A 21,996-nucleotide genomic window follows, 5' to 3' on the forward strand; every position below is an offset into this window, starting at 1 on the left:
GTCTCGCTGAACTTCGACTTCTTCATGGAACCTCCTGGCGGAAAGATGCCAGAAAGCTCTACTTCTCAGGTGTCCGGGATTAGGGGGAGGTTACGTATCAACCGCCGACCTTGGCTGCGGCCAGAACCATCAATGCCACCACGCAAGCAAAGCCGCCCAGCCAGCAGAGGCTGCGCAGTAGCGGCACCGCGGTGATGTAGAAGATTCCGTGCAACACGCGGAAGCCGATGAACGCCAGCGCCAGCCAGGCCACGTGCTGCGGCGTCACCTGCGCGAACTGCGTCATCAGCACCGCCGCGGCGAAGGCCGGGAAGGCCTCGAAGGCGTTGAGGTGCGCGTTGTAGGCGTTGCGCACGCGGTAGCTGTCCTGGCGTGCGATCCAGCCGCGCGGGTCCTTGTTGTTGTAGCCGGGCACGCTCGACTTGGCGATCACGGTCCAGAGGTAGGGCAGGCAGGCGGCGATCAGGACGCAGCAATAGGCGATGAACATGGGCGTGGCTCCCGGTGGATGGATGCCGGGAGTCTAGCCCGAAGCCATCGGCTTACCGCGCTGGCGGTGCCCCTGCCGCGGCGGCCGGCGGGCGCATCGCGTCACGCGCGGCCTTGAATGGGCTGCCTGCGCGCCACGCCGGCCATTGGCCATCGTTGGTCAGACGGGCGCCCACGGCGTACAGCGCGTCCAGATCCTGCACGATGCCGTCCAGCTTCCAGGTCGCCGGGTCGTACTGGTCGGCCGGGGTGTGGTAGCGGTGCGCGGTGTAATCGCGGGTGGCCGCTTCACCTGCGGCGCGGCCGCCGTCCACCAGGGCCTCGCCGCTGTCGATGTAGAGCGCCGGCACGCCGGCTTTGGCGAAGTTGAAGTGGTCGGAGCGGAAGTAGTAGCCAGCCGCGGGGTTGGATTCCTCGCTGATGCGCCGCCCCTGCTGGCGCAAGACCTCGGCCAGCAGATCCTCCAGCTCGGAATTGCCCTTGCCGACCACGGTGATGTCGCGGGCCTTGCCGATCGGTGCCAGGGCATCGATGTTGAACACGGCCACGGTCTTGGCCAGCGGGATCACCGGATGGGCGACGTAATACTGCGAGCCGAGCAGGCCGGATTCCTCGAGGGTCACCGCCAGGAACAGGATCGAGCGCTTCGGTGGCGTCGGCGCATGCTGGAACGCCTCCGCCAGTTCCAGCAGGGCGGCCACGCCGGTGGCGTTGTCCACCGCGCCGTTATAGATGTTGTCCCCCGGCTCGTCGGCATGCGTGCCCAGGTGGTCCCAATGCGCCATGTACACGATGGCCTCGTCCGCGGCTTCGCGGCCAGGCAGCAGGCCGAGCACGTTGCGCGACTGCGCGGTGCTGAGCGTGCTTTGCAACGCCACCGAGGCGGTCGCAGGCAGCGGCACCGGCTTGAAGCCGGGTTTGCCGGCGGCTGCGCGTAGGCGGCCGAGATCCTGGCCCGCGGCCGCGAACAGCGCCTTGGCGGCCTCGCCGCTGAGCCAGCCCTGGATGGGCAATCGCGGCGCCGGATCCACCGAAGCCGGCAGGTAATACTGCGGGCCCGACCACGAATTGCGCACCACATCCCAGCCATAGGACGCGCCGGGGGTGTCGTGGATGATCAGGGCGGCCGCCGCGCCCTTGCGTGCGGCCTCCTCGAACTTGTAGGTCCAGCGACCGTAGTAGGTCATGCGCTTGCCATCGAACAGGCGCGGATCGCCGCTGGCAAAGCCGGGGTCGTTGACCAGGATGACCACCGTCTTGCCGCGTACGTCCAGCCCGGCGTAATCGTTCCAGCCGCGCTCGGGAGCGTCGATGCCATAGCCGACGAACACCAGCGGGCTGTCCTTGAGTTCCACGCGCGGCTGCTCGCTGTGGCTGCCGACCACCATGTCGGTGCCGAAGGCCAGATCCTGGCGGGTGTCGCCGATGGACAGATGCAGCACCGTAGACGGATCGGCCACGCTGCGCACCATCGGCACCGTCTGGAACCACTGCTCCCCGTTGCCTGGCTGCAGGCCGATGCGCGCAAACTGCGCCTTGATGTAGTCCACCGTCTTCTGTTCGCCGGGAGTGCCCGGCCCGCGCCCGCCAAAGGCATCCGAGGCCAGCTGCTGCACATGGGCGGCGAAATCTGCCGCATCGATGGCGGGCCGGAACGCATGATCGCCCGCGACCGGGGCGCGGGAGGGGGCCTCGGCTTGCGCCGTCGTGTCCGCCGCCGGCGCGGTCGCGTTCTGGCCGCAGGCGCACAGGGCCAGGCATAGCAGCAGGGGCAGCGGGCGCATCGGCGGGACTCCAGATCGGGGTCCCGCCATCCTAGCAGCGCGGCCCGCCCATGCCGGCCGGCTGCGCGGCTGCCTTCGTCAGTCCGCCGGCGGGCGCTCGCCGCTGTAGCGCACCACGCTGGCGCCGGTGACGCTGCCGATGCGGGCGCTGGCGTGCACGTACAGCTTCACCTCGCGCTCGAACACCATCGGGCCTTCCACCACCGCCTCCGGGCCGATCACGATGCGCGGGATCTTGGGCTTGCCGAACAGGCCGTGCAGCGTGCCCTTCGGCTTCTCCACCAGGATGCCGCCGACCACCCGCGAGCCGCCGCCCACGGTGATGTCGCCGGTCACGGTCTCCACCCGGCCTTCGACCGTGCTGGCCTGCAGGCCGATCCCGCCGTTGACGGTGCTCACCTTGCCGCGCACCACGCCGCCGCGGTCGAGGGTGATGCCGCCGTTGACGGTCTCCAGGTCGCCGTCGATGCGGCCGCGCTGGCCGAAGCGGATGCCGCCGTTGACGGTGGAGGCGCTGCGCAGGACGACATCGTCGCCGGCATCGATCCCGCCGTTCACGGTTTCCACGCCGCTGGCGCGGGCGCCGCGGCCGAGGGTGATGCCGCCGTTCACCGTCTCCAGCCGTCCATAGGCCTGCCCGGCCTCCGCGACGATGCCGCCGTTGACCTTGTCGATGTCGCGCAGCGGCGGTTGCGCCTGCGGGGCGGCGAGCGCCACGCCGGAGGCGAGCAGGAACGTGCAGAGCAACAGGGGTTTCATCGGGCCTCCCGGCCTTGTGGACGTGCCGGTTGGGATGCGGCGGCAAGGCGCAGGGTTTACACGCCGCTACAATCACGCATCCGTCGAACATCCCCCGGAGTGCCCCGTGTCCACTGCCGCCGCCCCGCGCCCCAGGCCCGTCGTCCTGCTGATCCTGGATGGCTGGGGCCACCGCGAGGAGACCGCGGACAACGCACTGGCGCTGGCCGAGCTGCCGCACTGGCGCGGCCTGCTGGCCCGCTGCCCGCATACCTTGATCCATACCGAAGGCAAGTACGTCGGGTTGCCGGACGGGCAGATGGGCAATTCCGAGGTCGGCCATATGAACCTCGGCGCCGGCCGCATCGTGTACCAGGACCTGACCCGGGTGGATGCGGCGATCGAGGACGGCAGCTTCTTCGCCAATCCCGAGCTCGTCGCCGCCTGTGCCGCGGTCAAGGCCAATGGAGGCACCCTGCATGTGATGGGGCTGCTCTCGCCCGGCGGCGTGCACAGCCACGAGCAGCACCTTTTCGCGATGCTGGAGCTGGCCCACCGCGCCGGGGTGCCGCAGGTGGCCGTGCATGCCTTCCTGGACGGCCGCGATACCCCGCCGCAGTCGGCGCGTGCCAGTCTGGAAGCCTTGCAGGCGTTGTGCGTGCGGCTTGGCAATGCGCGCATCGCGAGCATCGGCGGCCGTTACTACGCCATGGACCGCGACAAGCGCTGGGACCGCGTGCAGCGCGCGTGGGAGGCGATCGTCGAGGCACGCGCCGAATACCGCGCCGCCGATGCGCTCACCGCGCTGGAGGCGGCCTATGCGCGCGGCGAGACCGATGAGTTCGTCGCGCCCACCGTGCTGGAGGGCGCCGGGCCGATGCGCGACGGCGATGCGGTGGTGTTCATGAACTTCCGCGCCGACCGCGCGCGTCAGCTCACGGCCGCGTTCGTGGATCCAGGCTTTACGGGGTTTGCCGCGCGCAGGCCGGTGCTTTCGCGGTTCGTGTGCCTGACCGAGTACGATGCTGCCTTGCCTGCCGCGGTGGCATTCCCGCCGGAAGACCTGCGCAACACCTTCGGCGAGGTGGTGGCGGAAGCGGGCCTGACCCAGCTGCGCATCGCCGAGACCGAGAAATACGCGCACGTCACTTTTTTCTTCAGCGGCGGGCGCGAGGCGCCGTTCGCGGGTGAGGAGCGCATCCTCATCCCCAGCCCCAAGGTCGCCACCTATGACCTGCAGCCGCAGATGAGCCTGCCGGAGTTGACCGAGCGGCTGGTGGAGGCGATCGCCAGTGGCCGTTTCGATGCCATCGTCTGCAACATCGCCAACCCCGACATGGTGGGCCACAGCGGCATCCTGGAGGCCGCGATCCGCGCCGCCGAGGCGGTGGACGTGGCGCTCGGGCGGATCGTGGATGCGGTGCGCGCGGCCGGCGGTGCGCTCATCATCACCGCCGACCACGGCAACCTGGAGATGATGCGCGACCCGGAAACCGGCCAGCCGCACACCGCGCACACGGTCGGGCCGGTGCCGCTGGTGTACGTGGGCGATCGAAACGTGTCGCTGCGCGCGGGCGGTGCCCTGCGCGACGTGGCCCCGACCCTGCTCGACCTGATGCGGCTTCCGCAACCGGCCGCGATGACCGGGCACAGCCTGCTGCTGCCGGCCTGATGCGTCGGCTGGCCGCCACTATCGCCTGCTGCCTGCTGTTCGCCGCGGGCGGCCTGCGTGCGCAGGAGGCGAAGGACGCGAAGGAGGCCGAGCAGCGCCTGCAAAGCGTACGCGGCGAGCTGCGCGAGGTGGCGGCGCAGCGGCGCAAGCTGGAAAGTCAGCGCGGCCAGGCCAGCCAGCGCCTGCGCGAAGCCGACGAGCAGGTGGGCGGTACCCAGCGTGCCCTGCAGCAGACCCAGGCGCAGTTGCAGCGGGATGCCCAGGAACTGGCGCGGCTGCAGGCCGAGCGCGGGCGCCAGGCCGACGCGCTGGCGGCGCGCCGGGCCGAACTCGCGCGCCTGCTGCGCGCCGCCCAGGTGGCCGGGGATGCGCCCGCGCTGAAGGCCCTGCTGGCGCAGGACCGGGTGGCCGATGGCGAGCGCGAGCTGGCCTACCAGGGCTATCTGCAGCGCGCGCAGGCCGCACGCATCCGCGCGCTCGGCGAGGAGATCGCGCGCCTGCAGGGGCTGGAAGACGAAATCACCCGCCGCCAGCAGGCGATGGAGAGAGCCCGCCAGCAGCAGGCCCGCCAGCTGGCGCAGTTGCAGCAGGCGCGCCAGCAGCGCGCCAGCCTGCTGGCCGAGCTGGACCACCAGTACAAGGATCGCAGTGCGCGCGAACAGGCCCTGGGGCAGGACGCCAAGGCCCTGCAGCAGCTGCTGGCGCAACTGCGCGCGGCGGCGGCCAGGGCGGCGCGCGAGGCCGCGCAGGCCAAGGCCGAGGCTGAACGCCAGGCGCGGGCCAGCGGCAAGCCGGTGCCGCGTCCAGCGGTGGCCAGCGCGCCAGCCCTGCGCGTCGGCGGCTTGAGCTGGCCGGTCGCCGGCGGCCTGCTGGCCGGCTATGCCGGGCGCCTGCCGGATGGCCGCCGCAGCGATGGTGTGCTGATCGCCGCCGGCGCCGGCACCCCGGTGAAGGCGGTGGCCGACGGCACCGTGGTGTTCGCCGACTGGATGACCGGCTACGGCAACATCCTCATCATCGACCACGGCAACGGCTACATGAGCCTGTATGCGCACAACGACAGCCTGCTGCGCAGCGCCGGCGACGCGGTGCGGCGCGGCGATGCGGTGGCCACCGTCGGCACCTCCGGCGGGCAGTCGGTGCCGGCCCTGTACTTCGAACTGCGCCACAACGGCGCGCCGGTCAATCCCGCGGCCTGGCTGAGCCGGCAATGACCGTGCCGGCGTGCCGTGCGCCGCGTTCACAGGCAAGATGACGGAACTGACCCCGCACCAGGGGGTCGAACGACGCACCGATACCACCGGCGATTCCAGACAGCGGGAGCACTGCATGCGGACCAGGCCACTTTCCCTTCTCATCGTGCTGGCGCTTGCCGCATCCCCGCTGCTGGCCGTGGCGCAGCAGGCCGCGCCCGCGCCGGCAGCGGACGCAGCGCCGCCGCAGGACGATGGCGAGGACCCGGACGTGGCCGCGCTGGCGGCTTCCAAGGTGCCGCTGGAAGAAATCCGGCGCTTCGTCACCGTGTACAACGCCATCCGCCAGGCCTATGTCGATCCGGTGGACGACCACACCCTCATGCAGTCGGCGGTGCGCGGCCTGCTGTTCAACCTCGACCCGCATAGCGCCTACCTGGAAAAGGCCGATGCCGAGGACTTCGACGAACAGACCCGCGGCGCCTACGACGGCGTCGGCGTGCAGTTGCAGCAGCTGCCGGACGGCAGCCTGCGGGTGATCGCACCGCTCGACGACAGCCCGGCCGCGCGCGCCGGGTTGCGCAGCGGCGACCGCATCGTGGCGATCGACGGCAAGCTGCTGATGGCCGGCCAGAGCGACGGCTCCGCGCCGCTGCGCGGCAAGGCCGGCACCAAGGTGGTGGTGAAGGTGGTGCGCGAAGGCGTGCGCGAGCCGTTTGACCTCACCCTGGTGCGCGACACCATCCGCACCGCCAGCGTGCGCTCGCGGATGCTGGAGCCGGGCTTCGGCTACATCCGTATCGCCAGCTTCCAGGCCGATACCGCCGCCGATTTCGTCAAGCAGCTCGACGCGCTGCAGAAATCCGCGCCGCTGCGCGGGCTGGTGATCGACCTGCGCAGCAACCCCGGCGGGCTGCTGGTGGGCGCGGTGCAGATCGCGGACGAGCTGCTGGACAGTGGCAATATCGTCAGCACCCGCGGGCGCGAGGCGATCGGCACCACCCGCTTCGACGCCACCCCGGGCGACCGCCTGCACGGGGCGCCGGTGGTGGTGCTGGTGGATGCTGGCTCCGCGAGCGCCGCCGAGGTGCTGGCCGGCGCGCTGCACGACAACAAGCGCGCGCGGGTGGTGGGTAGCCGCACGTTCGGCAAGGGCTCGGTGCAGACCCTGCTGCCGCTGGACAACGGCGATTCGGTGAAGCTCACCACCGCGCGCTATTACACCCCCAGCGGCCATTCGATCCAGGCGCTGGGGATCACGCCGGACGTGGTCCTGCATCCCGAGGACGGCCAGCGCCGGCCGGCGCCGATCAGCGAGGCGGAGCTGCCCGGCCATCTCGCCGCCGAGGCCGGCGCGATGGAAGGCGACAACGCCGGAGACGTGCTGCCCGGGCAGAAGCCGATCGACGCCGCCCTGCGCGAACTCAAGGCGATGGTCGGGGTCGCGCCGCCGCCGGTACCCGCCGCGGCCAAACCCGCGTCCGCGGCGACACCGGCCAAGCCCGCGGCCAAGCCGGCCCCGGCAATGCCTCAATAGCCGCGCTGGCGGCGCAGGCGGCGTGCGATCGCCGCCTTGGTCAGCAGCGCGAACACGATCCCGAACAGGAAGCCGGCGATATGCGCGGGCCAGGCCACCGCCCCGAAGGCCGGCCCGGCATACGCGAATCCGACCTGCAGCAGCGCCCACAGGCCGATCAGCAGGAACGCCGGCACCCGCACGAACTGCAGGAACAGGCCCAGCGGCAGCACCACGCCCAGGCGCGCGCCGGGCAGCAGGGCCAGGTAAGCGCCGATCAGGGCCGAGACCGCGCCGCTGGCGCCGATGATGATGCGGTCCGGCGCTTCGATCGCCAGCACCGCGGCCAGGTTGGCCACCGCGCCCCCGAGCAGGAACAGCAGCAGCAGGCGGCCACCACCCATCACCCGTTCCGCCGGCAGGCCGAAGATCAGCAGGAACACCAGGTTGCCCAGCAGGTGCAGCCAGTCGGCGTGCAGAAACAGGGCCGAGACCAGGCGCAGCGCGCTACCGTCGGCCAGCGCCTGCCGCCACTCCTCGAGGCTGTCCAGGCCGCCGCTGAGCACGCCCCAGTCCAGCGCGGTGGCGAGGCTGCCGGCCGGCGCATGCAGGGCGGCCAGCACGTAGGCCAGCCACAGCAGGGCGAACAGGGTGGGAGTGGCCCACACGAAATGGCGCTGCGGGCGGGGCGGGATGGCGACGAACATGCGGGGCCGTGGCGGGCCGGAGGAATTGTTAGAGCAGGGTTAAAGTTTGCGGTATAGTCGCATACGGCGACGTACGTGGAGGGGGAACTCCGGTGCGCGCACACGCGACGCGTGCGCCCGGCGATCTTCGCCGATCGCTGCTGGCAACACAAAAAACCATACCGCTCTAGCATTCGGAGACACATCAAATGGGCAACACTCGCAAGATCCGCGCTTCGGCACTCGCGCTGGCCGTGCTCGGCACCCTGTTCGTCGGCCAGGCGGCCGCCTCGGGCTTCCAGCTGCGCGAGCAGAGCGTGAAGAACCTCGGCAAGTCCAGCGCCGGCAGCATGGTCGGCAAGGACGCGGCGGTGGTTTCTCTCAACCCGGCGGCGATGGTCAACCTGGACAAGAACACCTTCCAGGCCGACCTGACCGTGATCGATCTCAATGCCAAGTTCAGCGGCGGCGGCGCCATCCTCGGCAACCCGGCCAAGCCGCTGACCGGCGGCAATGGCGGCGACCCGGGCGATCCGACCCTGGTGCCGAACATGGCCGCGGTGTTCCCGATGCACGGCGCGCTGGAAGGCTTGACCCTGGGCGCCAGCCTGGGCGCGCCGTTCGGCCTGGCGACCAAGTACGACCCGAACTGGGTGGGCCGCTACCGCGCCATCGAGTCCGACGTGAAGACCATGGACCTGACCCTGTCCGCCGCGCTGAAGCTCAGCGATGGCATCTCGATCGGCGCCGGCTTCATCTGGGAGCGCGCGCAGGCTACCCTGACCAAGGCGATCGATTTCGGCACCGCGATCTGCGCCGGCTCCGGCAATCCGGCCAACTGCTTCAATCCGCTGTATCCGTTCCAGCCGCAGGCGTTGGATGGCGGCTTCAAGGTCAAGGGCGCCGACAACAGCATCGGCTACGTGGTGGGCGCGCAGATCGCCCCGACCGACAAGCTGGCGATCGGCCTGAGCTACCGCTCCGAGATCAAACATGAACTGAAGGGCGATCTGTACTTCTCCGGCGTGCCGGCCCTGCTGGCCAGCGATCCGCGCTTCGTGAGCGGCCCGGGCGGCGCGCGCCTGGTGACCCCGAGCATTACCACCGTGAGCGTGAAGTACGCCTTCGCCGACAACTTCCGCGTGCTGGCCGACTACCAGTACACCGGCTGGGATTCGCTGCAGGACGTCACCATCAAGCGCAGCAACGGCACCGTGGTCGGCAGTGAGCCCTTCCACTGGAGCAACACCAGCTTCTACTCGCTGGGCATGGAGTACGACCTCTCGCCGGCGCTGACCCTGCGCGGCGGCATCGGCAAGGACAAGACCCCGACCAACGACGCCACCCGCACCCCGCGCCTGCCCGACAACGACCGTACCCTGTACTCGATCGGCGCCAGCTGGAACGTCAGCGACAACCTGTCCTTCGATGCCGCCTATCAGCGCATCGAGATCAAGTCGCCGACGATCAACCTGCCGGTGGACGCGGCGTCCGGCAACACCTCGACCCTGGCCGGCAAGTACACCGGCCACGCCGATCTGGTGGGCGTGTCGATGCAGTACCGCTTCTGATCCTTGCGATCGTGCGGCAAGAAAAAGCCCCGCTTCGGCGGGGCTTTTTCGTTGCGGGCCGCGAAGGCCACGAAGTGCTGCCCCGCGCGGGGCGTGCGCAGCAAACGCGGCTTAGTCGCCCAGGGTCAGCAGGCTGGCATTGCCGCCGGCGGCGGTGGTGTTGATGGTCACCGTTTTTTCGGTGGCAAAGCGCGGCAGGTAGTGCGGGCCACCGGCCTTGGGGCCGGTGCCGGACAGGCCTTGGCCGCCGAACGGCTGCACCCCGACCACCGCGCCGATCTGGTTGCGGTTGACGTAGATGTTGCCGACCTTGGCGCGCGCCACGATGCGGTCGATGGTGGCGTCGATCCGCGAGTGGATGCCCAACGTCAGGCCGTAACCGGTGGCATTGATGGCATCGACCACCGCGTCCAGCTCGTCCGCCTTCCAGCGCACCACGTGCAGGGCGGGGCCGAATTTCTCCTCGCGCAGCAGGTCGATCGACGGCAGCTCCCAGGCGGTGGGCGGGAAGAAGGTGCCGTGCTCGGTTTCGGGCGGCAGCGGGGTGCGCGCGATCAGGCGCGCCTCGCCGTCCATGCGCTGTGCGTGCGCGGTGAGCACCTGGCAGGCATCGGCGTCGATCACCGGGCCGACGTCGGTGGACAGCAGCGCCGGGTCGCCCACCTTCAGCTCGGCCATCGCGCCGGCGAGCATGGTGATGACCTTGTCGGCGATGTCGTCCTGCACCAACAGGATGCGCGCGGCCGAGCAGCGCTGGCCGGCGGAGGTGAAGGCCGAGCCCATCGCGTCCTTGACCACCTGCTCCGGCAGCGACGAGCTGTCGGCGATCATCGCGTTCTGGCCGCCGGTCTCGGCGATCAGGGTGGCGATCGGGCCGGCCTCGCGGCTGGCCAGGGCGCGGTTGATCAGGCGCGCGGTCTCGGTGGAGCCGGTGAAGCAGACGCCGGCCACGCGCGCATCGCGAGTCAGCGCCGCACCCACGGTGGCGCCGTCGCCCGGCACGAACTGCAGCACGTCCTGCGGGATACCGGCCTCGTGCAGCAACTGCACTGCGGCGAAGCCGATCAGGTTGGTCTGCTCGGCCGGCTTGGCGATCACGGTATTACCGGCTGCCAGCGCGGCGGCGATCTGGCCCAGGAAGATGGCCAGCGGGAAGTTCCACGGGCTGATGCAGGCGAACACGCCGCGCCCGGCCAGCTGCAGCTGGTTGGACTCGCCGGTAGGGCCGGGCAGCGTGATCGGCGCGAAATGCTCGCGCGCCTGCAGCGCATAGTAGCGCAGGAAATCCACCGCCTCGCGCACTTCCGCCACGCCGTCGGCCAGGGTCTTGCCGGCTTCCTTCACGCACATCGCCATGAACTGCGGCATGCGCGCCTCCAGCAGGTCGGCGGCGTGTTCCAGCAGCGCCGCGCGCGCGCCGGCGGGGGTGGCGTCCCAGCCGGCATGCGCGGCCACCGCGTTGGCCAGCGCGCGCTCGACGGTCGTGGCGTCCGCGGCCTGCCAGTGGCCCACCACCTCGCGGCGGTCGGCCGGGTTGGTGACGGCGATCGCTTCGCCGGCGGGCTGCGCGCCCGGCACCAGCGGCGCGGCGGTCCACTGCCCGATCCCGGCGGTGTTCATGGCGGCGGCAAGGTCACGCAGCGCGTTGTCGTTGGCGAGATTGATGCCCATGGAATTGTCTCGAGGCTGGCCCTGGCTGCGGTAGAGATCCACCGGCAGCGGGATGCGGGGATGCGGGATGTGTTCGAGTGCGGACACGAAGTCCACCGGGTCGCGGATCAGTTCCTCGACCGGGATGTCCTCGTCGGTGATGCGGTTGACGAAGCTGGAATTGGCGCCGTTCTCCAGCAGGCGGCGCACCAGGTACGGCAGCAGGTCCTCGTGGCTGCCCACTGGCGCGTACACGCGGCAGGGCACGTCCAGGCGGTCGGCCGGGATCACCTCGGCGTAGAGGTCGTCGCCCATGCCGTGCAGCTTCTGGAACTCGAAGTCGCGGCGGCCGCGCATGGCGCGCGCCATCCGGTGCACGCGGGCGATGGTGTGCGCGTTGTGGGTGGCGAACATCGGGTACACCGCATCGCCGGCATCCAGCAGGCGGCGGGCGTTGGCGAGGTAGCTGACGTCGGTGTTCTGCTTGCGGGTGAACAGCGGGTAGCCGGCCTGGCCCTCCACCTGCGCGCGCTTGATCTCGGCATCCCAGTAGGCGCCCTTGACCAGCCGCACCGGGATGCGCCGGCCCAGCTGGCCGGCCATGTGCACGATGTGGTCGATCACGAACGGCGCGCGCTTCTGGTAGGCCTGCACCACGATGCCGAAGCCGTCCCAGCCCTGCAGCGAGGAATCCGCCATCACCTGGAACACGAGGTCGAGCGAGAGTTCGAGGCGGTCGGTTTCCTCGGCGTCGATGGTCAGGCCGATGTCGTATTGCTTGGCCAGCCGGGCCAGCTCCAGCAGGCGCTCGCCCAGCTCGGCCAGCACGCGCGCGCGCTTGGCGTGCTCGTAGCGCGGGTGCAGCGCGGACAGCTTGACCGAGATGCTGGGCGCGGCGAACACGGCGTCGGCGCCCGCCGCGCGGTGCGGCGCGTAGTCGCGGCCGATGGCGTGGATCGCGCCCCGGTAGGCGTCCTGGTAGCGCAGCGCGTCCCTGGTGGTCAGCGCGCCTTCGCCCAGCATGTCGAACGAGTAGCGGTAATTGGCACCTTCGCCCTTGCGGCTGCGCGCCAGCGCCTCGTCGATGGTGCGTCCCAGCACGAACTGGTGGCCCATGATCTTCATCGCCTGGCGCACCGCCAGTCGGATCACCGGCTCGCCGGCGCGGCCGATCAGGCGCTGGAACGCGCCGTGCACGTCGCGCTTGGTGTCATCGGCCAGGTCCACCAGCTTGCCGGTCAGCATCAGGCCCCAGGTGGAGGCATTCACCAGCAACGACTCGGACTGGCCCAGATGCTTCTTCCAGTCGGCGTCGCCCAGCTTGTCGCGGATCAGGGCGTCGGCGGTGTCCTGGTCGGGGATGCGCAGCAGCGCCTCGGCCACGCACATCAGCAGCACGCCTTCCTCGCTGCCGAGGTCGTACTGGCGCATGAAGGCTTCGACCGCGCCCTGGTGGCGGGCGCGGGCGCGCACCCGGCGCACCAGGTCGGCGGCTACCGCCTGCGCGGCGTCGCGGTCGGCGGCCGGCAGCCGGGCCTGCTCCAGCAGCTCGCGGACGTGGGTGGCTTCGTCGCGGATCCAGCCGGCGGTGATCGCGGCGCGGGTGGGGGCGGGGACGGGCGGAAGTTCCGGGGACAGGATCGGGGTCGGTGGGGGACGGGTGCTCATGGGCCCGCAGGCGTCGGATTGCAATGCATTAGTGTAGATCGCCGGCCAAGAAGGCGCATGCGATGGTTGCCGAGTACCCGCGGCCCCAGTAATCTTCGGGACTGGTCAAGGGGTTTGTGTTCCGTTCAGCTTCTTGATGCCGGCCGGCGGGCGGGGCGCAGACGCGCATGCCGCGACCGGGCCACTTCGGACTTACACAGGACAGGCGGGGCTTGGCGTGATGACATCCGGTCGTATGAAACAACTGGCGCTGGCGGCGATGGGCGCCGCGCTGCCCCTGCTGGCGCAGGCGCAGGACCCGGCGGCAGGCCCCGCCGATCCGCACCGCTGGCAGCTGAACATGGGCCAGGGCGTCACCCCGACCTCGCAGGCCGCCTATGACGCCCACATGATCATGCTGTGGGTGTGCGTGGTGATCGGCATCCTGGTGTTCGGCGCCATGGCCATCGCCATGTTCAAGTTCCGCAAGTCCAAGGGCGCGGTGCCGGATACCGGCTTCACCCACAGCACCCGGCTGGAGCTGATCTGGACCGCGATTCCGGTGCTGATCCTGATCGGCCTGGCGTTCCCCGCCACCAGTGGCCTGCTGCGCATGTACGACGTGCGCGACGCGCAGATGACGGTGAAGGTCACCGGCTACCAGTGGATGTGGAAGTACGAATACCTGGGCGAGAACGTCGCCTTCACCAGCCGCCTCGCGCGCAAGCACGACGAGCTGCGCCAGAGCGGCAAGGTCGTGACCATGGCCGACACCCCGCACTACCTGCTGGACGTGGACAACGCGCTGGTGCTGCCGGTGGGCACCAAGGTCCGCTTCGTGCTGACCGCGGACGACGTGATCCACTCCTGGTGGGTGCCGGCGCTGGGCTGGAAGCAGGACGCGGTGCCCGGCATCGTCAACGAGGCCTGGGCCAAGATCGACAAGCCCGGCATCTACCGCGGCCAGTGCGCGGAGCTGTGCGGCAAGGACCACGGGTTCATGCCGATCGTGGTGAAGGCGGTCAGCCAGCAGGAGTTCGCGCAGTGGCTGGCGGCCGAGAAGGCCAAGCAGGCGCCGGCCAGCCCCGCGGCCCCGGCCGCCGCGCCGCCCGCGGCTCCCGCGGCGACCGCCGCCGCGCCGTCCGTCCCGCCTGCCGCGGTCGCGCAGGCCGGTTGATCCACGCACCGCATTCGCCAGAAGGTCACGCCATGTCCGCCACCCATCCCGATGCCGTCGCCCACCACGACGCCCACGGCCACCACAAGCAGGGCTTCGTCGAGCGCTGGTTCTTCTCGACCAACCACAAGGACATCGGCACCCTGTACCTGGTGTTCAGCTTCATCATGGTGATCATCGGCGCCGCGCTGTCGGTAGGCATCCGCGCCGAGCTTGCCGAGCCGGGGCTGCAGTTCGTCAAGCCCGAGGTCTTCAACCAGCTGACCACCATGCACGCGCTGGTGATGATCTTCGGCGCGATCATGCCGGCCTTCGTAGGCCTGGCGAACTGGATGATCCCGCTGCAGATCGGCGCGCCCGACATGGCGCTGCCGCGCATGAACAACTGGTCCTTCTGGATCATGCCGTTCGCCTTCACCCTGCTGCTGCTGACCTTCTTCCTGCCGGGTGGCGCGCTGGCCGGCGGCTGGACGTTGTACCCGCCGCTGTCGCTGCAGGGCGGCGCCAACCTGGCGTTCGGCATCTTCGCCATCCACATGATGGGCATCAGCTCGATCATGGGCGCGATCAACATCATCGCCACCGTGCTCAACATGCGCGCGCCGGGGATGGACCTGCTGAAGATGCCGATCTTCGCCTGGACCTGGCTGATCACCGCGTTCCTGCTGATCGCGGTGATGCCGGTGCTGGCGGGCGCGGTCACCATGCTGCTGACCGACCGCTTCTTCTCCACCAGCTTCTTCAACGCGGCCGGCGGCGGCGACCCGGTGATGTTCCAGCACATCTTCTGGTTCTTCGGCCACCCCGAGGTGTACATCATGATCCTGCCGGCGTTCGGGATCGTGTCCGAGATCATTCCCACCTTCAGCCGCAAGCCGCTGTTCGGCTACCAGGCGATGGTGTACGCCACCGCGGCGATCGCGTTCCTGTCGTTCATCGTGTGGGCGCACCACATGTTCGTGGTCGGCATGCCGCTGGGCGGCGAGCTGTACTTCATGTTCGCCACCATGCTGATCTCGATCCCCACCGGGGTGAAGGTGTTCAACTGGGTGACGACCATGTGGCGCGGTTCGCTCACGTTCGAGCCGCCCATGCTGTGGGCGATCGCCTTCGTGGTGCTGTTCACCATCGGCGGCTTCTCTGGGTTGATGCTGGCGATCGTGCCGGCCGACTTCCAGTACCACGACACCTATTTCGTGGTCGCCCACTTCCACTACGTGCTGGTGACCGGCGCGCTGTTCGCGATCATCGCCGCGATCTACTACTGGTGGCCGAAGTGGACTGGCCGCATGTACAACCAGACCTGGGCCAAGTTCCATTTCTGGTGGAGCATCGTGTTCGTGAACGTGCTGTTCTTCCCGCAGCACTTCCTCGGCCTGGCCGGCATGCCGCGCCGCATCCCGGACTACAGCGTGGTGTTCGCGGACTGGAACCTGGTCAGCTCGATCGGCGCGTTCGGCATGTTCCTGACCCCGTTCATGATGGCCTTCATCCTGTGGCATTCGCTCAAGCACGGCGCCAAGGCCGAGGCGCGGGCCTGGGAAGGCGCGCGCGGGCTGGAATGGACGGTGCCGTCGCCGGCCCCGCACCACACCTTCGAGAAGCCGCCGGTGATCAAGGAAGGCGACCTCGCGCACGGCGACGTGACGCACTGAGCCGCCGGAGCATGCCGATGCGTCCCGATCACGCCACCGATCCCGCGCTGGAGGCCCGCCGCAGGCGCGCGCGCCGCACCGCGTGGCTGCTGGGCGTGATCGCGCTGGCGGTCTACGCCGGGTTCCTGCTGTTGGGCATGCCGGGGCGCTGAGCATGGCCGGTATCCGCGAGCATGGGGTCTGGAAGCTGGCCGGGGTGGCGCTGCTCGCCTTCGGTTTCGCGTTTTCGATGGTGCCGCTGTACCGGCTGGCCTGCCAGAAGGTGTTCGGCGTGCGCCTGGAGCAGGGGCCGGTACAGGATGCCGGCGTGCAGCGCCCTGCCGACCGCTGGGTGACCGTCCAGTTCGATGGCGCCGTGAACTCGAAGCTGCCGTGGAAGTTCGCCCCCGAACAGCAGAGCCTGCGGGTGCAGGTGGGGCGCCAGTACCAGGCGCTGTATTTCGCGCGCAACGCTGCCGAGCGCGCCATCGTCGGCAACGCGGTGCCCTCGGTGGCTCCGGCGCGCGCCTCGGGCTATTTCAACAAGACCGAGTGCTTCTGCTTCACCGCGCAGACGCTCGAGGCCGGCGAGTCGCGCGACATGCCGGTGCGCTTCATCGTCGATCCGGCGCTGCCGGCCGATATCAAGACCATCACGCTGTCCTACACCTTCTTCAAGAACGACACCCAAACCGCCGCGCTGGCGACGGCGCGGGGCCAAGCCGGGGCGGCTCGCGCCGCGCCCTGACCCACCGCACACGTATCGGAAGACCGCCATGTCCCAAGCCCACGCCACGCACGGCCACCACGACCAGGACGTCTATTTCGTTCCGCACGGCAGCAAGTGGCCGGTGTTCGCCTCGGTCGCGCTGTTCGTGCTGATGGTCGGCTTCGCCAGCTGGCTGAACGAGGTCAGCTGGGGCCGCACGGTGTTCTTCGTCGGCCTGGCCGGCCTGCTGGCGGTGCTGTTCAAGTGGTTTGGCGATGTGATCCGCGAATCGCTTGCCGGCCACTACAACAAGCAGGTGGACGTGTCGTTCCGGATGGGGATGGTGTGGTTCATCTTCTCCGAGGTGATGTTCTTCGCCGCGTTTTTCAGCGCGCTGTTCTACGCGCGCCAGTTCGCGCTGCCGTGGCTGGCGGGCGAGGGCCACGGGGTGGAGACCCACGCGCTGCTGTGGCCGGATTTCTTCGGCGGCTGGCCGACCAACGGCCCGGCCGACATCGGCGGCAGCTTCCAGACGATTCCGCCGTGGGGCCTGCCGCTGCTGAACACCCTGATCCTGCTGTCCTCGGGGGTCACCGTCACCATCGCCCACCATGCGCTCAAAGCGGGCAAGCGCGGCATCCTGCTGCTGTTCCTGGGGCTGACCGTGGCGTTGGGCTGCCTGTTCCTGTACTTCCAGGCCACCGAGTACGCGCACGCCTACCACAGCCTCAACTTGACCCTGGGCTCGGGCATCTACGGCTCGACCTTCTTCATGCTGACCGGCTTCCACGGGGCCCACGTCACCCTCGGCACGATCATGCTGCTGGTGATCTGGCTGCGTTGCGCCAAGGGCCATTTCACCAAGGACAACCACTTCGCGTTCGAGGCGGTGGCCTGGTACTGGCATTTCGTGGACGTGGTCTGGCTGGGCCTGTTCCTGTTCGTGTACGTGCTCTGAGCCGGGCGGGCGCCCGCGGGCAAGCAAAAGGCCGGCATTGCCGGCCTTTTCGTTCGCTGGCCGGTGGCCGTCTCCCGCGCGGGGGCGCGACGGGACGGACGGTGGCCCAGGGGGCGATAATCAGCCCGGTGCGCGGCCGATGCCGTGCGGCACGATCCAGCCCAGCTTGATGGCCAGCACCACCAGCAGGATCAGCGCCACGCTCAGGGCGACCCGTCGGGTCAGGGCGTTCACCGTGCGCTTGCTGGTGCCCTTGTCCACCAGCATGTAATACAGGCCCGCGCCGAGATTCCACAGGATGAGCAGCAGGAAACCCACCACCAGCAGGATTTTCAGGGGTTCGCCCATGGCGGTCTCCGTGCCGGTCCGGGAAGGCGGCGTGGCGGCATTATCGCAGCAGGCGGGGCGGCGATGAGCGCGCGCGGCTGGCGGCTGCTGGGGGGCTGGGCGTTGGCGCTGCTGCTGGCGCTGGCGTTCGCCGCGCTGGGGCGCTGGCAGCTGGCGCGGATGCACGAGAAGGAACACATGCTGGCCGCGGCGGCGCAGGCGCGCAGCCAGGCGCAGGCGCAACCCCGGCCCTTGCTGCTGGCCTCCGATCCGGCGCGCGTGCAGGCCTACGACTGGGCGGAAGGGCGCGGTGTGCTGGCGGATGCCACCGTGTGGCTGGACAACCAGCAGCGCGAGGGTCGGGTAGGCGTGCGCATGTATTGCGTGCTGTTGCCCGAGGACGGCGCGCAGCCGCTGCTGGTGGATGCAGGCTGGTGGCCGCTGGGCGGCGATCGCGCGCTGCCCGCGCCGGGCTGCCCGCGCATGGTCGACCAGGCGGTGCGCGGGCTGCTGGCGCCGCCGCCGGCGGAAGGCCTGGCCTACGGCGCGCCGCTGGCGCGCCAGGCGGACGGGCGCTGGCTGGCGGTGCGCCTGGACCTGCCGGCGATCGCCGCCGCGCTGGGCCTGCGCACCCGGATCGCACCGCGGGTGCTGCGGCTGGATCCGGCGCACCGGCAGGGTGATACGGGGGTGATGCTGGCGCCCGGCCAGCGCGACCTCGACATCCTGCCGAACACGCTCACCCCCGAACGCCACCTCGGTTATGCAGTGCAGTGGTTCGGGCTGGCGCTGGCGGCGCTGGTGACCGCCATCGTCCTCACGATCAGGAGCAGGTCCCGATGAACATGCCCTCCCATTCCCCGGCGCCGGCCGCCGCCGCGCGCCGCAACCGCAACGCCCTGCTGGTGATCCTCGGGCTCTCGTTCGGCACCCTGCTGGTGGCCGGCGCGCTGCGCTTCTCCGGCTGGCAGCCGCAGGCGCTGAAGAACAAGGGCGAGCTGCTGCAGCCCTATGGGGACCTGCGCGACCACGACTTGGCCCTGGTCGATGGTGGCCGCTACCGCTGGAAGGACAGCCCGCGCACCTGGCGCATCGTGGCGATCCCGGAGGGGTGCGACGGCGCCCGCCGCGCCGCCTGCGTGCAGCTGCTGGAGAGCCTGGACAAGGTCTGGCGGTTGATGGGGCGCGAGGCCGACCGCGTGCACGTGCTGTGGGGTGGGGCGCTGCCGATGCCGACCACCGGCATGCGCGAGGTGCACCCGATCCAGATGGACGCCCGCCTGCGTACAGCCCTGGTGTCGGGAACCGCCGTCGCGCCGGGCGATCCGGTGTGGCTGGTGGATCCCAACGGCTTCGTCGTGTTGCGCTACCCTTCCGGGTTCGATCCGGGCGATCTGCGCAGCGACCTCGCCCGCCTGCTGAAGGTCAATTGAGCCGATGACTGCCCCCGCCGTTTCCCCGCGTCCACCGCTGTACCGCCATTTCCACCGCATCGCCTGGCTGGCGGTCCTGCTGGCGGCCGGGGTGATCGTGTTCGGTGCCTTCGTGCGCCTGTCCAACGCCGGCCTCAGCTGCCCGGACTGGCCGACCTGCTACGGCCGCGCAGCGTGGCCGACGCATGCCGACCAGGTGCTGGACCACGCGGCCACCGCGATCCGCCCGGTGGTCCCGGAGAAAGCCTGGCGCGAGCAGGTGCACCGGATGATCGCCGGGCTGCTGGGCGTGCTGGTGTTCAGCCTGGCGCTGCTGGCCACGCGCCGGCGCCCGCAGGGCTGGCTGCACGTGCTGGGCGCGGCCGCCGCGGTGGCGGTGGCCATCCCGCTGTACATGCGCGGCGCGCATGGGCCGGCCTCGGTGCTGGCGGTGGCGGCGGAACTGCTGCTGCTCATCGGCGCGCTGCGCTGGTCGAACGTGGACCTGGCGCGGGTGTCCACCCTGACCCTGGCGGTGATCATCTTCCAGGCCCTGCTGGGCATGTGGACGGTGACCTGGCTGCTGAAGCCGGTGGTGGTGATGGGGCACCTGCTGGGCGGGCTGACCACCTTCGCCCTGCTCACCTGGACCGCCTGGCGCGCCACCGGGCGCCCGCTGCTGAGCGCGGACGCGCGCCGGCTGCGGATGCTGGTCGGCATCGGCCTCGCGCTGCTGGCGCTGCAGATCGCGCTGGGCGGCTGGACCAGCGCCAATTACGCCGCGCTGGCCTGCGGCAACGAGTTCCCGAAGTGCGCCGGGGCCTGGTGGCCGGCGCATGATTTCCGCGAGGGCTTCGTGCTGTGGCGCGGGATCGGGGTGGATTACGAAGGCGGCATCCTCGACAACCCGGCGCGGGTCGCGATCCAGCTCGCGCACCGGATGATGGCCGTGGTGGTGGCGGGGTACGTGCTGCTATTGGCGCTGCGCCTGCTGCGCGCGCCCGGGCTGCGCGGCTGGGGTGCGCTGCTGGGGCTCATGGTCTGCATCCAGTTCGGGCTGGGCATGGCCAACGTGCTGCTGTCGCTGCCGCTGCACGTGGCGGTGCTGCACAACGCCGGCGCGGTGCTGCTGCTGTTCCTGCTGGTGAGCCTGCTGGCGCGGCTGCGTCCGCCGGAGGCCTGAGGTGGTGCTGCTGTCGCGGGCGCCGCAGTACTGGGCGGTGACCAAGCCGCGGATCGTGGCGCTGATCGTGTTCACCGCCATCATCGGCATGCTGCTGGCGATCCGCCCCGGCGAGGACTGGCCGTGGCGGCGGATGCTGGCGGCGACCGTCGGCATCTGGCTAGCGGCGGCCAGCGCGGCGGCCATCAACCACCTGCTGGACGCGCGCATCGACCGGGTGATGGCGCGCACCGCCGAACGCCCGCTGGCCACCGGCGCGCTGCGGCCGGGGCAGGTCCTGGGCTTCGCGCTGCTGCTGGCGGCGCTGTCGATGGCGATCCTGCTGCTGTGGGTGAACTGGCTGTGCGCGCTGCTGACCTTCGGCGGCCTGATCGGCTATGCGGTCGTCTATACCGGGTTCCTCAAGCGCGCCACGCCGCAGAACATCGTGATCGGCGGCCTGGCCGGCGCGGTGCCGCCGCTGCTGGGCTGGGCCGCGGTCAGCGGCATGCAGCGCCCGTGGGACTGGGCGCATGCGCTGTTGCTGGTGCTGATCATCTTCGTGTGGACACCGCCGCATTTCTGGGCCCTGGCCATCTTCCGCCGCGAGGACTATTCGCGCGCGCTGGTGCCGATGCTGCCGGTGACCCACGGCGTCACCTACACGCGCTGGCAGATCCTGCTGTACACCGTGCTGCTGCTGGTGGCCAGCGTGTTGCCGTGGGCCGCGCACATGAGCGGCCTCTTCTACCTGGCCGGCGCGCTGGTACTGGGCGGGGTGTTCCTGTGGTACGCGTGGCGGCTGCTGGACCCGCCCGACGACTTCTTCGCCATGCGCACGTTCAAGTACTCCATCGTGTACCTGATGGCGCTGTTCGGCTTCCTGCTGCTCGACCACTGGCTGATGCCGCTGCTGGGCGGCGCGCCGGTGCTGGAGCTCGTCCCGGCGGCGTGAGCGACCTGTTCGCCAGCGCGGCGGTCGGCGGCAGCAGCATGCTGGGGCCGCAGGCGCGGGTGCTGCACGGGTTCGCGCTGCAAGCAGCCCCGGCGTTGTTGCATGGGATCGCGCAGATCGCCGCGCAGGCCCCGTTCCGTCGCCTGAGCACGCCCGGTGGGCGCCGCATCCAGGTGGAGATGACCAACTGCGGGCGCTACGGCTGGTACAGCGACCGCCGCGGCTACCGCTACGAGGCGATCGACCCCGACAGCGGGCGCGCGTGGCCGGCCATGCCCGACGACTTCCTGCAGCTGGCGGTCGCGGCAGCGGCGGCGGCCGGGTTCCCCGGCTATCGGCCGGACGCCTGCCTGATCAACCGCTACCGTCCCGGCGCGGGCATGGGGTTGCACCAGGACCGCGACGAGGAAGATACGCGGGCACCGATCGTCTCGGTCTCGCTGGGGCTGCCCGCGGTGTTCCTGTTCGGCGGCATGACGCGAGGCGAACCCACGGTGCGGGTGCCGCTGGCGCATGGCGACGTGGCGGTCTGGGGTGGGGTGGACCGGATGCGCTTCCACGGCGTGCGCCCGCTGGCGCCCGGGCACGACCCGGCCACCGGCGATTTCCGCCTGAACCTCACCTTCCGCAAGGTGCGCTGAGCCGGCGCGATGCGGCGCGCCGCGGCGTGCAAGAAGCGGGAGGCCGCGCCTGCCCGGCGGCGCTAGAGTGGCGGC

General features: G+C 70.3%; 20 protein-coding genes. 14 read left to right on the forward strand and 6 right to left on the reverse strand.

The window, feature by feature from the left end; translation table 11 throughout:
* Positions 1-97 precede the first annotated feature (97 nt).
* From EDC34_RS11740 to EDC34_RS11750, 3 genes are all read right to left on the reverse strand, one after another.
* Positions 98-490, reverse strand: coding sequence for an MAPEG family protein (locus tag EDC34_RS11740; RefSeq protein ID WP_114961093.1), 393 nt, complete (start codon positions 488-490; stop codon positions 98-100).
* Positions 491-542: 52 nt separating this feature from the next.
* Positions 543-2,273 carry a M28 family metallopeptidase gene (locus EDC34_RS11745; protein ID WP_114961092.1) on the reverse strand — a complete coding sequence of 577 codons (1,731 nt, stop codon included), beginning with the start codon at positions 2,271-2,273 and terminating at the stop codon, positions 543-545.
* 78 nt (positions 2,274-2,351) lie between these two features.
* Positions 2,352-3,032, reverse strand: a complete 681-nt coding sequence (locus tag EDC34_RS11750) for a DUF4097 family beta strand repeat-containing protein (RefSeq protein ID WP_114961091.1) — start codon at positions 3,030-3,032, stop codon at positions 2,352-2,354.
* A 106-nt stretch (positions 3,033-3,138) separates the two neighbouring features.
* Here EDC34_RS11750 and gpmI point away from each other — a divergent pair, with 106 nt between their 5' ends.
* The 3 genes from gpmI to EDC34_RS11765 all read left to right on the forward strand — a co-directional run bounded on the left by gpmI (position 3,139) and on the right by EDC34_RS11765 (position 7,413).
* Entirely contained in the window at positions 3,139-4,683 is a 1,545-nt protein-coding gene (gene gpmI / locus EDC34_RS11755; protein WP_240311138.1) for a 2,3-bisphosphoglycerate-independent phosphoglycerate mutase, read from the forward strand.
* On the forward strand, positions 4,683-5,897 hold the full coding sequence (locus EDC34_RS11760; RefSeq protein WP_114961089.1) for a murein hydrolase activator EnvC family protein: 1,215 nt from the start codon (positions 4,683-4,685) through the stop codon (positions 5,895-5,897). Before gpmI ends, EDC34_RS11760 begins: the two co-directional genes overlap by 1 nt.
* A 115-nt stretch (positions 5,898-6,012) precedes the next feature.
* The gene (locus EDC34_RS11765) at positions 6,013-7,413 is read left to right on the forward strand and encodes a S41 family peptidase (RefSeq protein ID WP_114961088.1); all 1,401 of its coding nucleotides are present in this window, start codon (positions 6,013-6,015) and stop codon (positions 7,411-7,413) included.
* Here the strand turns inward: EDC34_RS11765 and EDC34_RS11770 are convergent.
* Positions 7,407-8,099, reverse strand: a complete 693-nt coding sequence (locus EDC34_RS11770; protein WP_114961087.1) for a rhomboid family intramembrane serine protease — start codon at positions 8,097-8,099, stop codon at positions 7,407-7,409. The two genes, EDC34_RS11765 and EDC34_RS11770, sit on opposite strands and share 7 nt — an antisense overlap.
* 188 nt (positions 8,100-8,287) lie before the next feature.
* On the opposite strand from EDC34_RS11770, the gene EDC34_RS11775 reads away from it, so the two are divergent.
* Positions 8,288-9,649: an OmpP1/FadL family transporter gene (locus EDC34_RS11775; RefSeq protein WP_114961086.1), complete on the forward strand. Its 1,362-nt coding sequence runs from the start codon at positions 8,288-8,290 to the stop codon at positions 9,647-9,649.
* Positions 9,650-9,760: 111 nt separating this feature from the next.
* Here the strand turns inward: EDC34_RS11775 and putA are convergent, their stop codons facing one another.
* Positions 9,761-12,967 (reverse strand): bifunctional proline dehydrogenase/L-glutamate gamma-semialdehyde dehydrogenase PutA, encoded by a 3,207-nt coding sequence (putA, locus tag EDC34_RS11780; RefSeq protein WP_114961085.1) that lies wholly within the window; start codon positions 12,965-12,967, stop codon positions 9,761-9,763.
* Positions 12,968-13,187: 220 nt separating this feature from the next.
* Between putA and coxB the strand changes: the two genes are divergently transcribed.
* The 5 genes from coxB to EDC34_RS11800 are packed head-to-tail and all read left to right on the forward strand — an operon-like array spanning position 13,188 to position 17,424.
* A complete protein-coding gene (gene coxB, locus EDC34_RS11785) occupies positions 13,188-14,123 on the forward strand; it encodes a cytochrome c oxidase subunit II (protein ID WP_425477505.1) in 936 nt (311 codons plus the stop codon).
* A 32-nt stretch (positions 14,124-14,155) separates the two neighbouring features.
* Positions 14,156-15,778 (forward strand): cytochrome c oxidase subunit I, encoded by a 1,623-nt coding sequence (ctaD, locus tag EDC34_RS11790; protein WP_114961083.1) that lies wholly within the window; start codon positions 14,156-14,158, stop codon positions 15,776-15,778.
* Positions 15,779-15,795: 17 nt separating this feature from the next.
* Complete coding sequence (locus EDC34_RS12490) at positions 15,796-15,930, forward strand: hypothetical protein (RefSeq protein ID WP_275895191.1); 135 nt, start codon at positions 15,796-15,798, stop codon at positions 15,928-15,930.
* Between the two features lie 2 nt (positions 15,931-15,932).
* Positions 15,933-16,505 (forward strand): cytochrome c oxidase assembly protein, encoded by a 573-nt coding sequence (locus EDC34_RS11795; RefSeq protein ID WP_114961082.1) that lies wholly within the window; start codon positions 15,933-15,935, stop codon positions 16,503-16,505.
* A gap of 28 nt (positions 16,506-16,533) precedes the next feature.
* Positions 16,534-17,424 carry a cytochrome c oxidase subunit 3 gene (locus tag EDC34_RS11800; protein WP_114961081.1) on the forward strand — a complete coding sequence of 297 codons (891 nt, stop codon included), beginning with the start codon at positions 16,534-16,536 and terminating at the stop codon, positions 17,422-17,424.
* A 120-nt stretch (positions 17,425-17,544) separates the two neighbouring features.
* Here EDC34_RS11800 and EDC34_RS11805 read toward each other — a convergent pair whose 3' ends face one another.
* Entirely contained in the window at positions 17,545-17,772 is a 228-nt protein-coding gene (locus EDC34_RS11805; protein WP_114961080.1) for a twin transmembrane helix small protein, read from the reverse strand.
* 63 nt (positions 17,773-17,835) lie between these two features.
* Between EDC34_RS11805 and EDC34_RS11810 the strand changes: the two genes are divergently transcribed.
* The 5 genes from EDC34_RS11810 to alkB are packed head-to-tail and all read left to right on the forward strand — an operon-like array spanning position 17,836 to position 21,921.
* Positions 17,836-18,594, forward strand: coding sequence for an SURF1 family protein (locus EDC34_RS11810; protein WP_114961079.1), 759 nt, complete (start codon positions 17,836-17,838; stop codon positions 18,592-18,594).
* A 2-nt stretch (positions 18,595-18,596) separates the two neighbouring features.
* Positions 18,597-19,184 carry a hypothetical protein gene (locus EDC34_RS11815; RefSeq protein WP_114961096.1) on the forward strand — a complete coding sequence of 196 codons (588 nt, stop codon included), beginning with the start codon at positions 18,597-18,599 and terminating at the stop codon, positions 19,182-19,184.
* Positions 19,185-19,188: 4 nt separating this feature from the next.
* Positions 19,189-20,346: a COX15/CtaA family protein gene (locus EDC34_RS11820; RefSeq protein WP_114961078.1), complete on the forward strand. Its 1,158-nt coding sequence runs from the start codon at positions 19,189-19,191 to the stop codon at positions 20,344-20,346.
* Positions 20,347-20,353: 7 nt separating this feature from the next.
* On the forward strand, positions 20,354-21,280 hold the full coding sequence (gene cyoE, locus EDC34_RS11825; protein ID WP_425477506.1) for a heme o synthase: 927 nt from the start codon (positions 20,354-20,356) through the stop codon (positions 21,278-21,280).
* Positions 21,277-21,921 (forward strand): DNA oxidative demethylase AlkB, encoded by a 645-nt coding sequence (gene alkB / locus EDC34_RS11830; protein ID WP_240311137.1) that lies wholly within the window; start codon positions 21,277-21,279, stop codon positions 21,919-21,921. Before cyoE ends, alkB begins: the two co-directional genes overlap by 4 nt.
* The last annotated feature ends 75 nt before the right edge of the window (positions 21,922-21,996 follow it).

The sequence above is a fragment of the Thermomonas haemolytica genome, assembly GCF_004346265.1.
In the GTDB taxonomy this organism is placed as follows: Bacteria; Pseudomonadota; Gammaproteobacteria; order Xanthomonadales; family Xanthomonadaceae; genus Thermomonas; species Thermomonas haemolytica.